Here is a 12,688-nt window from a genome sequence, read left to right as displayed (position 1 = left end):
CCGTCCCATCGGCATGAAAAAGCAGCGACTTGCGAGCGCGAGCCTCAGCCTCCTGACCCTGGCCGTGCTCCCCTTCGCCGCGGCCTGTGGCAGCGAGAAGGACAGCGGCGGCAGTCGGACCGTCGGGACAGGGGCGGGAAGCGTGGACCTCACCGGCGTCCACTGGTCCGTCGACGACCTCACCGCCGACGGGAAGAAGAGCGAGGCCCCCGCCGGCGCATGGCTGAAGATCGACAAGAACGGCAAAACCAACGGCAACCTCGGCTGCAACAGCTTCGGGGCCGAAGCCACCGTCGACGGCGACGAAGTCTCCTTCAAGGAACTCCTGTCGACCGACATGGGCTGCGCCAACGACCCGATGGCCTTCGAGGACAGCTTCAGCGAGGTACTCAGGCAGGGCGCCCTCACCGCGAAGGCCACCGAAACCGCCAAGGACATCCGGCAGCTCACCCTCACCACCAAAGCCGGCGACACCATCCACCTCACCGAGGAGAAGGCCGCCCCCCTCTACGGCACCAAGTGGACGATCACGACACTCGGTGCCACCAGCGACAGCAACGGCAACGGTGACAGCCAGGCCGTCAGCCCTCTCCCCGCCGCCGCCGAGGCCTACCTCGTCTTCGACCAGAAGAAGGGGACCGTCAGCGGCAAGGCCGGTTGCAACAACGTTTCCGCTGAGGCAACCGTCAGCGACGGCAATATCACTTTCGGCAGCCCGGCGACCACCCGAAGGATGTGCGACGCCTCACTCATGGAGACCGAGAAGGCGTTCCTGAAGATCTTCGACGGGAAGACGGCGTACAAGATCGATCACCGTTCCCTCTCTCTGACCAGCACAAACGGTGCCACCGCCAGCGCCACGGCCGCGAATTGACCCCTTATCGCAGTCCGGGCCCCCGCACCGCCCGGGCGGCCCATCCGGATTCCCAAATTCGGACCGGTGGTCGATCTCGCCTACACTCGGTGGCGTGCCACGTGGTGACGGTCGACTCAGTCATGATCTGCTCCCCGGCGAGAAAGGCCCTCAGGACGCTTGTGGCGTCTTCGGGGTCTGGGCCCCCGGCGAAGAGGTCGCCAAGCTCACTTACTTCGGGCTCTACGCCCTACAGCATCGAGGCCAGGAATCCGCGGGTATCGCGGTCAGCAACGGCTCGAAGATCCTCGTCTTCAAGGACATGGGGCTTGTCTCCCAGGTCTTCGACGAGACCTCGCTCGGCTCGCTCAAGGGTCATATCGCGGTCGGTCACGCCCGCTACTCGACCACTGGCGCCTCCACCTGGGAGAACGCTCAGCCCACCTTCCGGGCGACCGGCCACGGCTCCATCGCCCTCGGCCACAACGGCAACCTCGTCAACACGGCGCAGCTCGCCGAGATGGTCGCCGACCTGCCCAAGCAGCACGACGGGCGCACTCCGCGCGTCGCGGCGACCAACGACACCGATCTGCTGACGGCCCTCCTGGCCGCCCAGACCGACGACGACGGCAACCCGCTGACCATCGAAGACGCCTCCGCGCGGATTCTTCCGCAGGTCCAGGGCGCCTTCTCCCTCGTCTTCATGGACGAGCACACGCTGTACGCCGCCCGCGACCCGCAGGGCATCCGCCCCCTGGTCCTGGGCCGGCTGGAGCGCGGCTGGGTCGTCGCCTCCGAGTCCGCCGCCCTCGACATCTGCGGCGCCGCCTATGTGCGCGAGATCGAGCCGGGCGAGTTCGTCGCCATCGACGAGAACGGTCTGCGTACGTCACGATTCGCGGAAGCGAAGCCCAAGGGCTGTGTCTTCGAGTACGTGTACCTCGCCCGCCCGGACACCGACATCGCCGGCCGGAACGTGTACCTCTCGCGCGTCGAGATGGGCCGGAAACTCGCCAAGGAAGCCCCTGTCGAGGCCGACCTGGTGATAGCGACTCCGGAATCCGGCACCCCGGCCGCCATCGGCTACGCCGAGGCCTCCGGGATCCCCTTCGGGGCCGGACTCGTCAAGAACGCCTATGTCGGACGTACGTTCATCCAGCCCTCCCAGACGATCCGGCAGCTCGGTATCCGGCTGAAGCTGAACCCGCTGAAGGAAGTCATCAAGGGCAAGCGCCTGGTCGTCGTCGACGACTCGATCGTGCGCGGCAACACCCAGCGGGCGCTCGTGCGCATGCTGCGGGAGGCCGGCGCGGCGGAGGTCCACATCCGGATCTCCTCGCCCCCCGTCAAGTGGCCCTGCTTCTTCGGTATCGACTTCGCCACCCGCGCGGAGCTCATCGCCAACGGCATGACGATCGACGAGATCGGCACCTCGCTCGGCGCCGACTCCCTCTCGTACATCTCCCTCGACGGCATGATCGAGGCGACCACCATCGCCAAGCCGAACCTGTGCCGCGCCTGCTTCGACGGTGAGTACCCGATGGAGCTCCCGGACCCCGAACTGCTCGGCAAGCAGCTCCTGGAGACCGAGCTGGCCGCAGGGCCCGCCGCCACGGCCGCGGCCGACGCGATCCGTCGCCCGTAAGGCCCGCTCCCGTAAGCACTGCCACCGCAGCCCTGCTTCCGCTTCACATCAACCTGAAAGATCCCAGGCAATGTCTGCGACCAACTCTGCCTCCGGCGCTTCCTACGCCGCCGCCGGCGTCGACATCGAAGCGGGCGACCGCGCCGTCGAGCTGATGAAGGAGTGGGTGAAGAAGACGCGGCGCCCCGAGGTCCTCGGTGGCCTCGGCGGCTTCGCCGGCCTCTTCGACGCCTCCGCCCTCAAGCGTTTCGAGCGCCCGCTGCTCGCCTCCGCGACCGACGGCGTCGGTACGAAGGTCGACATCGCCCGGCAGCTCGGCGTGTACGACACCATCGGCCACGACCTGGTCGCCATGGTCATGGACGACATCGTGGTGTGCGGCGCCGAGCCGCTGTTCATGACCGACTACATCTGCGTCGGCAAGGTCCACCCCGAGCGTGTCGCCGCGATCGTCAAGGGCATCGCCGAGGGCTGCGTACTGGCCGGATGCGCTCTGGTCGGCGGCGAGACGGCCGAACACCCGGGTCTGCTCGGTCCGGACGACTTCGACGTCGCCGGCGCCGGTACGGGCGTCGTGGAGGCCGACCGGCTGCTCGGCGCGGATCGTATCCGGACGGGTGACGCGGTGATCGCGATGGCGGCCTCCGGGCTTCACTCGAACGGGTACTCGCTCGTACGGCATGTGCTGCTGAAGCAGGGCGGGCTGGCCCTGGACACGCACATCGAGGAGTTCGGGCGCACCCTCGGCGAGGAACTCCTCGTCCCCACCAAGATCTACTCGCTGGACTGCCTGGCCCTCATGCGCACCACGGACGTGCACGCCTACTCGCACATCACCGGCGGCGGTCTGGCCGCCAACCTGGCCCGGGTGATTCCGGACACCCTGCACGCGATCGTCGACCGCTCCACCTGGACCCCGGACCCGGTCTTCGACCTCGTCGGCAGGACGGGTTCCGTCGAACGCCTGGAGCTGGAGAAGACGCTGAACATGGGCGTCGGCATGATCGCGATCGTCCCGGAGGACTCGGCGGACGTGGCCCTCGCCACCCTGGCGGACCGAGGCGTCGACGCGTGGGTGGCAGGCGAGATCACCGACCGAGGCGACCACGCGACAGGCGCGGAGCTGGTGGGCGACTACGCAGCCAACTAGCTCGCAAGCTAGATCGCAAGGCGGCGCAGCCGCCGAGCGAGGGGCGCGGGGAACTGCGCGGCCAGCCACAACGCACCCGCACCCGCCAAACCACAGGCACCCCCGAGCTACTGGGCGCCCCCTGCCCAACCCCAGCGGAGCGGCAACGCACAAAACCCGGTCCGGCGTTTGACCGCCCGACCGGGTGAGGTGCAGCTGATGCCCTACAGGAAACGTGCAACCTGTTCAGCGCGCCGCAGCAGACGTAAGACGTCAAGCCCCACGGCGTTGTGGCGACGACGCGGAACCCGAGGACTGATCGTCCTCGTCCTCGTCGTCGTCGTTGTACCGATCCGCGTACTGGGCGTACGGGTCGTCTTCTTCCTCGTCGTCGTCCTCGAACGGCTCGCCATTCGGCGGCTGGCTCGAAGTCGAAGCGCCCAGCTCATTGGCCAGGCGCGAGAGGTCAGTCCCGCCGCTGCTGTACTTCAGCTGGCGGGCGACCTTCGTCTGCTTGGCCTTTGCCCGGCCGCGCCCCATGGCTCGACCCCCTCGGATACGGGGCTCGGTGGCCCCAGAGTCTTGACACCCGTTCATGTTCTGGAACGGGCTCTCCGTGGAGAGACCGGTCCGTAGGGCTTCCACGGTACCTGAGCCCACGCCCATACGGTACGTCGCCCGCAGGACGTGGCGGTGCCCAGAACCCGCGAGGTGCCCTGTCCCCGCTGGTCAACCGCGATTTTAACCACTTCTTGGCGGCCGACCCGCCGACGGGGGTGAGAGTTCTCTCCAACACCCCGCCGACAGGTACCTCCGAGCTGCCTCGGACTACCGGCTCCGGCGGGCCTCCGCCATGCGCTGCTCGGCGATCCGGTCGGCCGCGGCGGCCGGCGGAATACCGTCCGCCTTCGCACGTGCGAATATGGCCAGCGTGGTGTCGTAGATCTTCGCGGCCTTCGCCCTGCACCGCTCGAAGTCGAACCCGTGCAGCTCGTCGGCCACCTGGATCACGCCACCGGCGTTCACGACGTAGTCGGGCGCGTAGAGGATCCCGCGGTCCGCGAGGTCCTTCTCGACGCCCGGGTGCGAGAGCTGGTTGTTGGCCGCCCCGCACACCACCTTGGCGGTCAGCACGGGCAGGGTGGCGTCACTGAGCGCACCGCCCAGCGCGCAGGGCGCGTAGATGTCCAGCCCCTCGGTCCGGATCAGCGCGGCGGTGTCGGCGACGGCCGTGACCCCGCCGTCCGGGTGCGCGGCCAGAATCCGGCGTACGGCGTCCTCCCGTACGTCCGTGATCACGACCTCGGCGCCGTCCTCGCGCAGATGCCGTACCAGGTGGTGCCCCACCTTGCCGACGCCCGCGATACCGACCAGGCGCCCGCGCAGCGACGGGTCGCCCCACAGGTGCTGGGCGGAGGCCCGCATGCCCTGGTAGACGCCGAAGGCGGTCAGGACGGACGAGTCGCCGGCGCCGCCGTTCTCCGGGGAGCGTCCGGTCGTCCAGCGGCACTCGCGCGCGACCACGTCCATGTCGGCCACGTACGTACCGACGTCGCACGCGGTGACGTACCGCCCGCCGAGCGAGGCCACGAACCGGCCGTACGCGAGGAGGAGTTCCTCGCTCTTGACGATGTCCGGGTCGCCGATGATCACGGCCTTGCCGCCGCCGTGGTCGAGACCGGCCATGGCGTTCTTGTACGACATCCCGCGCGCGAGGTTCAGCGCGTCGGCGACGGCCTCCGCCTCGCTCGCGTACGGGTAGAAGCGCGTACCGCCGAGCGCGGGGCCCAGGGCGGTGGAGTGGATGGCGATCACGGCCTTGAGGCCGGTGGCCCGGTCCTGGCAGAGCACGACTTGCTCATGACCCCCCTGATCCGAGTGGAACAGGGTGTGCAGTACATCAGCAGACGCGCCGGTTACGTCGGTCACTGTGGTGACTCCAGGGAAGTAGCGGCGGTTGGGGCCGGGGCCCGTACGGGTGGCGGGCCTCGGTGGGCATGAGAGTAAAGCTCCTCCCCGGCCCGTGTACGCGAACCGTCCCCGCAGTGCCAAGGATCACCCACCGGTGGCAGGGGACCGTACGAGGGTTTGCATAATTTTCCCGTGCTGCTGTGTGCTGGTTCCGCTGGTTGTGCGGGTTTTCCTGGTCGTCCAGGGGGGAGGGAGCAGGCGTGCCCAAGGTGTCCGCGGTGATCGTCCCGTACGCGTCCTACTTGCGTGTCTACGAGCCGCTGGCGGCCTTCCCGGAGCCGGAGCGCAGCCACTGGGCGCGCTACGCCCGACGGCCCGACCGGCCCTCGTACCAGGACGAACTGCGGCGCTCCCTGGCCGACTTGCTGCCGACCCCGCCGGTCGCGGTGCCCGTGCAGGAGAGCGCCGACGCCTTCGTGACCGAGGTCGGGGGCGTGCTGTGCGTCTGCCCCTGGCGCACCCGGCTGCGCGGCTGGCAGGCGCTGGGCGGGCTGGGGGAGGAACTGCCCGCCCCGGTCCTGGACGCCGTCCTGCCGCCCCTCGTACGCCACCAGGCGGCCCAGGACTACGAGCGCTGGCTGTCCCGCAATCCGGACGCCCGCCCCTGGATCCGCACGGCGACCTGGGAGGTGCCGCTGAACTGGTTCGTGCTCGTGACCGACGAGGAGCGCGAGTACGACAAGGGCTCGGGGGCCGACGGGGGCGCGGCGCCCGTGCTGCGGTACCGGACGCCGATGGTGCAGGCGCGGCGGCGGGTGGCGCGCGGGCTGCGGACCCTGCGGGACAGCCTCGACGAGGGGCCGCTGATCGACGGGCTGCTGGACGTCGGGCGCTGGCTGGAGGAGTTCCACCCGAGGTCACTGGTCGAGCTGGACTACGGCGGGCTGGTGCATGTGCTGCCGGCCGGTGATCTGGCCGGCGACCACTCGGCGGCGGACGTGGCCGCGGGCATCGAGGCGCTGCGCGACGGGGACGGCGAGGCGGCCGGGGAGGCGTACGCGCGGCTCGTGGAGCGGTGGCGTGCGGTGCGGGACCGGCGGTCGGCGAACTGACGGCCTGGCTGGGGGTTTAACTGACGGTTCGTCAAAAAAAGACTCCCTGGAACATGAGTTCCATATGTGTGGGACGCTCTTGGAGCTGCCGTGGGACGTAGGTCCCGATCCGGGCGTTTGTGTCAAGCGTGACGGACCGCACGTACAGGTGGCTTGCGTCCCTTGCCCCTCCTCGTGCCAAAATAGGACAAGGAGTCCGGGGGAGGCTCTATCTGCCCAGCTATGGGTGGAATCTCAGCATTGCACGCTATGGGGGGTCTCGTGACTCCTGATCGCCACTGTGACTGATCGTCACAGTGGCGTGACTGTCCGCTATGGCATGGTCCATTGGCTTCCGTCGCCGATGGACACCTGGGAGGGCAATTCCATCGGTTTGGCCTACGCGGTTGGACAGATGGTGTAGTTGTAGTGCCGAGGACAAGCCGTTCGTCCTATAACCGACTCGACCCGCATCCGCCATTTCGGGCAACGCGGGTCAAGGTGCAGAATTTAGAGGAATGAACCGAGAAGGTTCGGTTCTCCCGAGGAGGCCGCTCATGACCGCTCGCACCCCTGATGCCGAGCCGCTGCTGACCCCGGCTGAGGTCGCCACCATGTTCCGTGTTGACCCCAAGACGGTGACGCGGTGGGCGAAGGCCGGCAAGCTCACATCCATCCGCACGCTCGGCGGACACCGCCGATACCGCGAGGCCGAGGTTCGCGCCCTGCTTGCGGGCATTCCGCAGCAGCGCACCGAGGCCTGACCAACTAAATAGTCGGACAAAGCGGCAGGTCCCCCAACTATCGGCCGAGATGTCCGGCGGGCAACACCAGCACCACCAGTGCCACCAGTGCCACCAGAGTCACCTGCTTGATCACCAACAGCTTCAAGCGACGCGGGTCCTGCCCCAACAGGCCCCACACCCAAGGCAGTTCCATCAGTTCCACAGCTTCGAGGGCGCGTCGTAGAGATCGCGCTGGACTCCGCCGGGTCCAGCGCGATCTTTTTTGTGCCTGGAGCCGGGGGTGGCACGGGGTGCTGTGAGCGGGCTTGTTGGAGTCTGGGGAGGGCTGTCGGATCCGCTGTGGGAGCCTGCTGAGGCTGGTGCAATTGCACATATTAAATTGACCAGTTGTAGGAGACCGGTAAGAACCCGCATTTTGAAAACTCATGCGGTGACACCCGTCACATGCCGCGCACCTTGTTGACGATGTGCCACAAGTGCTAAAGGGAGCTGCTGTTGGCACCCGGTGTCTCGTCGGCCCCGGTCCCGGCCTCGGGGTCTCCGTCGGCCTCGGCGCAGCGCTCCATGGCGAGCCTCTGTAACCGGTGACAGATCGGACAGTGTCGCGTGAGGTGCGGGTACCCGATGGCGGCCGACAGATGTGCCCGCAGCAGAGCGCGTGTCTCATGCCGTCGCGCGGTCGCCGCCATACGCCACCTCCGGAAGGGGGACAGGGCATCGAGGGCCCTGCTCTCTGGGTACCGGGGGAAGGTGACTCCGTCAATATGGCGACAACGCGAGAGGGCCCGAGTCGTGAGACTCGGGCCCTCTCGTTTCCTGCCGTCCTTCACTGACGAGTGCGTCGGAGGTGGTGATGAAGCACGAGGAAGGCCCGCGTCCGTCGCCGGATGCGGGCCTTGTCCTTCACTGCGGTCCTGACGGGATTTGCTGCATCGGATTGCGGCTCCGCCGCGGGCGCGGCCTCCACCTTGACAGGCTGACGAGTGCGTCGGAGGTGGTGATGAAGCACGAGGAAGGCCCGCGTCCGTCGCCGGATGCGGGCCTTGTCCTTCACTGCGGTCCTGACGGGATTTGAACCCGCGGCCTCCACCTTGACAGGGTGGCGAGCACTCCAAACTGCTCCACAGGACCAGGTTTCGCGGCACTTGATGTTGCGCTGTGCTGCGAAAAGAGACTGTACAGGAGGGTGAGCCCGGGGGCGAACTCACCCACTGTGCAGCGGTCGTTACGGGGCCTGCGCGTCGATCGCCTTCACGATCCGCTTGTCCGACACCGGGTACGCCGTGCCCAGCGCGTGGGCGAAGTAGCTGACCCGGAGCTCCTCGATCATCCAGCGGATGTCCAGCACCGCCGACGGCACCGGCCTGCCCTGCGGCAACTGCTCCAGCAGCCACGCGTACTCGTCCTGCATCTCGTGCACCTTCTCCATGCGGGTGGTGTCCCGCTGGACGTTGGTGGGCATCTGCTGCAGGCGCCGGTCCACGGCGACGAGGTAGCGCATCAGGTCGGGCAGACGCCGCAGACCGGTCGCCGTCACGAACCCGGGCCGTACGAGGGCGTCCAGCTGCCCCCGTACGTCCGTCAGGTTCGGGAGGAGCACGGCGCTGCGAACGCCCTTCAGGCGGCGCTCACAGGCCTGCCAGGCGGCCAGCACCTGCTGCACCTGGTTGACCGTGCGGACCGTCGTGTCGACGATCTCCGCGCGCACCTTCTCGTACAGCTTCCGGTGCGACTCCTCGTCCCACGCCGGGCCCCCGAAGTCGGCGATCAGTTTGTCGGCCGCGGCCATCGCGCAGTCGTCGAACAGGGCCTGGATCGAACCGTGCGGATTCGCCGACAGCGCGAGCTTCTGAACATTCGTCAACTTCTCGGACGCGAACTTCGCAGGATTGACCGGGATGTTGCGCAGAATGAGCCGCCGGGTGCCCTTCCACATCGCCTGCTGCTGCTCGGCCTCGGTGTCGAAGAGGCGTACGGAGACGGTGTCGCCGTCGTCGACCAGCGCCGGGTACGCCTTCACCGGCTGGCCGGCTCTGCGCGTCTCGAAGAGCGGCGTCAGGGTGCCGATCGACCAGTCCGTCAGGCCGGTGCGCTCCAGGGACTCGCCGCCGGCGCGCTCGGCGGTGGCCGCGGCGGCCTGGGAGATGGCCTGGCGGGCCTTCGGCTTGAGCTGGAGGCGCAGAACCTCGAGGTCCTTGTCCTCGGCCAGCTTGCGGCGCCGCTCGTCGACGATCCGGAAGGTGATGCGGAGATGGTCGGGGATCCGGTCCAGGTCGAAGTCGTCGGCGCTGAAGGGGACTCCGACCATGCGCTTCAACTCGCGGGCCATGGTGGTCGTCAGCGGTTCCTGGAGGGGTGTCGCGGTGGCCAGGAAACGCTGGGCGAAGTTGGGCGCCGGGACGTAGTTGCGGCGGATCGGCTTGGGCAGGGAGCGGATGAGTTCCGTCACCAACTCCTCGCGCAGGCCCGGGATCTGCCAGTCGAAGCCCTCGTCCGTCACCTGGTTCAGCACCTGGAGCGGGACATGGACGGTCACACCGTCGGCGTCCGCGCCCGGCTCGAACTGGTACGTCACCCGGAACTTGAGCGGGCCCTGGTGCCAGGCGTCCGGATAGTCGTCCTTGCTGACGTCACCGGCGCGCTCGTTGATGAGCATCGCCCGCTCGAAGTCGAGGAGTTCGGGCTCCTCGGCCTTCTTGTGCTTCCACCAGGAGTCGAAGTGGGCGCCGGACACCACGTGTTCGGGGACGCGTTCGTCGTAGAAGTCGAACAGGGTCTCGTCGTCGACGAGGATGTCCCGGCGGCGGGCCCGGTGCTCCAACTCCTCGACCTCGGTGAGGAGTCGGCGGTTGTCGGCGAAGAACTTGTGGTGGGTGCGCCAGTCGCCCTCGACCAGCGCGTTCCGGATGAACAGCTCGCGGGACGCCTCCGGGTCGATGCGCCCGTAGTTCACCTTCCGCTGGGCGACGATCGGTACGCCGTACAGCGTCACCTTCTCGTACGCCATCACCGCGGCCTGGTCCTTCTCCCAGTGCGGCTCGCTGTACGTGCGCTTGAGGAGGTGCTCGGCGAGGGGCTCGACCCACTCCGGCTCGATCCTGGCGTTGACGCGGGCCCACAGGCGCGACGTCTCGACGAGCTCCGCCGACATCACGAAGCGCGGGGGCTTCTTGAAGAGGGCGGAGCCGGGGAAGATCGCGAACTTGGCGTTGCGGGCACCGACGTACTCGTTCTTGCCGGAGGTGCCGCGCGCGCTGTCACCGGTCGATGTGGACGCTCCGGTTCCCGCCGTCGTGGTCTTCGGTACGTCCTTCATCCCGATGTGGGAGAGGAGGCCGGCCAGCAGAGAGACGTGGACGCTCTGCTCGGGGGCGTCGTCCTCGTTGGGGTGGATGCCCATCTGGCGGGCCACGGTACGGAGTTGGGTGTAGATGTCCTGCCACTCGCGGATACGCAGGAAGTTCAGGTACTCCTGCTTGCACATCCGCCGGAACGAGGACGAGCCGCGTTCCTTCTGCTGCTCCCGGACGTACCGCCAGAGGTTGAGCAGGGCGAGGAAGTCGGACGTCTCGTCCTTGAAGCGGGCGTGCTGCTGGTCGGCCTGCGCCTGCTTCTCGACGGGGCGTTCGCGCGGGTCCTGGATGGAGAGCGCGGCGGCGATCACCATGACCTCGCGGACACAGCCGTTCTTGTCGGCCTCCAGGACCATCCGGGCCAGCCGGGGGTCGACGGGCAGCTGGGCGAGCTTGCGGCCGGTGTCCGTGAGTCGTTTGCGGGGGTCCTTCTCGGCGGGGTCGAGCGCGTTGAGCTCCTGGAGGAGCTGGACGCCGTCGCGGATGTTGCGGTGGTCCGGCGGGTCGATGAAGGGGAACTTCTCGATGTCGCCCAGCCCGGCCGCGGTCATCTGGAGGATGACGGAGGCGAGGTTCGTCCGCAGGATCTCGGGGTCCGTGAACTCCACGCGGGACTCGAAGTCGTCCTCGCTGTAGAGCCGGATGCAGATACCGTCCGACGTACGGCCGCAGCGGCCCTTGCGCTGGTTGGCGCTGGCCTGGGAGATCGCCTCGATGGGCAGCCGCTGGACCTTCGTGCGATGGCTGTAGCGGGAGATACGGGCGAAGCCGGGGTCGATGACGTACTTGATGCCCGGCACGGTGAGCGAGGTCTCGGCGACGTTGGTCGCCAGAACGATCCTGCGCCCGGTGTGTTGCTGGAACACGCGGTGCTGCTCGGCGTGCGAGAGGCGGGCGTAGAGGGGCAGGACCTCAGTGAACCGGTAGTTCCTCTTGGTGATCGCGTCCGCCGTGTCGCGGATCTCGCGCTCCCCGGAGAGGAAGACGAGGATGTCCCCCTTGCCCTCCCCCTGGAGCTCCTCGACGGCGTCACAGATCGCGGTGATCTGGTCGCGGTCGGAGTCCTCGCTGTCCTCTTCCAGGAGCGGGCGGTAGCGGACCTCGACGGGATACGTACGGCCGGAGACCTCCACGATGGGCGCGTCGCCGAAGTGCCGGGAGAAGCGCTCGGGGTCGATGGTCGCCGAGGTGATGACGACCTTGAGGTCCGGGCGCTGGGGGAGGAGCTGGGCCAGATACCCGAGCAGGAAGTCGATGTTGAGGGACCGCTCGTGGGCTTCGTCGATGATGATCGTGTCGTAGGCGCGCAGCTCGCGGTCGGTCTGGATCTCGGCGAGCAGGATGCCGTCCGTCATCAGCTTGATGACCGTCGCGTCCTGGTTCACCTGGTCGGTGAACCGGACCTTCCAGCCGACGGCCTCACCGAGGGGCGTGTCCAGCTCGTCCGCGATCCGCTCGGCGACCGTACGGGCGGCGATACGACGGGGCTGGGTGTGCCCGATCATCCCGCGTACGCCCCGGCCGAGTTCGACGCAGATCTTGGGGATCTGGGTGGTCTTCCCGGACCCGGTCTCGCCGGCGACGATGACGACCTGGTGATCGCGGATGGCGGCGGCGATCTCGTCCTTCTTCTGACTGACGGGAAGCTGCTCGGGATAGCTGACGGCCGGCACGCGGCTGCGGCGCTCGGCCATCCTGAGCTCGGCCTTCGCGACCTCCGCCTCGATCTCGGCGATGACGGCGGAACGGGCTTCGGGCTTGCGGATCCTGCGCGCACCTTCGAGCCTGCGCCCGAGCCGGTGCGCGTCGCGCAGGGACAGCTCGGTCAGGCGGGGGGCGAGGTCACCGAGAGCGGGAGCGCCGGGGGCGGAGGCGGGGTGCGTAGACATACCTGACCCAGGATCTCACCTTGACGAAACGAGGGGCGAACGCTTTTGCGTCCGCCCCTCGTCCTGTGCCT

Annotated in this window: 10 protein-coding genes and 1 tRNA gene; 5 read left to right on the top strand and 6 right to left on the bottom strand. The window is 68.1% G+C overall.

Annotation, left to right across the window (positions count from 1 at the left end; translation table 11 throughout):
- The first annotated feature begins 13 nt into the window (after positions 1–13).
- From ACW4TU_RS21240 to purM, 3 genes are all read left to right on the top strand, one after another.
- A complete protein-coding gene (locus ACW4TU_RS21240) occupies positions 14–874 on the top strand; it encodes an META domain-containing protein (RefSeq protein ID WP_457429729.1) in 861 nt (286 codons plus the stop codon).
- Positions 875–968: 94 nt separating this feature from the next.
- Entirely contained in the window at positions 969–2,498 is a 1,530-nt protein-coding gene (gene purF / locus ACW4TU_RS21235; protein WP_457429728.1) for an amidophosphoribosyltransferase, read from the top strand.
- Positions 2,499–2,568: 70 nt separating this feature from the next.
- Positions 2,569–3,648: a phosphoribosylformylglycinamidine cyclo-ligase gene (purM, locus tag ACW4TU_RS21230; protein WP_457429726.1), complete on the top strand. Its 1,080-nt coding sequence runs from the start codon at positions 2,569–2,571 to the stop codon at positions 3,646–3,648.
- A gap of 252 nt (positions 3,649–3,900) precedes the next feature.
- Here the strand turns inward: purM and ACW4TU_RS21225 are convergent, their stop codons facing one another.
- The gene (locus tag ACW4TU_RS21225; protein WP_457429724.1) at positions 3,901–4,167 is read right to left on the bottom strand and encodes a DUF3073 domain-containing protein; all 267 of its coding nucleotides are present in this window, start codon (positions 4,165–4,167) and stop codon (positions 3,901–3,903) included.
- 288 nt (positions 4,168–4,455) lie between these two features.
- A complete protein-coding gene (locus ACW4TU_RS21220) occupies positions 4,456–5,556 on the bottom strand; it encodes a Leu/Phe/Val dehydrogenase (RefSeq protein ID WP_457429723.1) in 1,101 nt (366 codons plus the stop codon).
- Positions 5,557–5,798: 242 nt separating this feature from the next.
- Here ACW4TU_RS21220 and ACW4TU_RS21215 point away from each other — a divergent pair, with 242 nt between their 5' ends.
- Positions 5,799–6,650 carry a DUF8083 family protein gene (locus ACW4TU_RS21215; RefSeq protein ID WP_457429721.1) on the top strand — a complete coding sequence of 284 codons (852 nt, stop codon included), beginning with the start codon at positions 5,799–5,801 and terminating at the stop codon, positions 6,648–6,650.
- 536 nt (positions 6,651–7,186) lie between these two features.
- Positions 7,187–7,393, top strand: a complete 207-nt coding sequence (bldC, locus tag ACW4TU_RS21210) for a developmental transcriptional regulator BldC (RefSeq protein ID WP_033321412.1) — start codon at positions 7,187–7,189, stop codon at positions 7,391–7,393.
- 37 nt (positions 7,394–7,430) lie between these two features.
- On the opposite strand, the gene ACW4TU_RS21205 is transcribed toward bldC, so the two are convergent.
- The 4 genes from ACW4TU_RS21205 to hrpA all read right to left on the bottom strand — a co-directional run bounded on the left by ACW4TU_RS21205 (position 7,431) and on the right by hrpA (position 12,617).
- Complete coding sequence (locus ACW4TU_RS21205) at positions 7,431–7,577, bottom strand: hypothetical protein (protein ID WP_457429718.1); 147 nt, start codon at positions 7,575–7,577, stop codon at positions 7,431–7,433.
- Positions 7,578–7,854: 277 nt separating this feature from the next.
- Positions 7,855–8,064 (bottom strand): DUF6274 family protein, encoded by a 210-nt coding sequence (locus tag ACW4TU_RS21200; protein WP_457429716.1) that lies wholly within the window; start codon positions 8,062–8,064, stop codon positions 7,855–7,857.
- A gap of 367 nt (positions 8,065–8,431) precedes the next feature.
- Positions 8,432–8,506, bottom strand: a tRNA-Asp gene (locus tag ACW4TU_RS21195).
- A 94-nt stretch (positions 8,507–8,600) separates the two neighbouring features.
- The gene (hrpA, locus tag ACW4TU_RS21190) at positions 8,601–12,617 is read right to left on the bottom strand and encodes an ATP-dependent RNA helicase HrpA (protein WP_457429715.1); all 4,017 of its coding nucleotides are present in this window, start codon (positions 12,615–12,617) and stop codon (positions 8,601–8,603) included.
- Between the last annotated feature and the right edge of the window lie 71 nt (positions 12,618–12,688).

The organism is Streptomyces kryoterrae (genome assembly GCF_054072135.1).
Note: the sequence above shows the minus strand (reverse complement) of the source record. Positions and strands in the feature narration are given on the sequence as shown.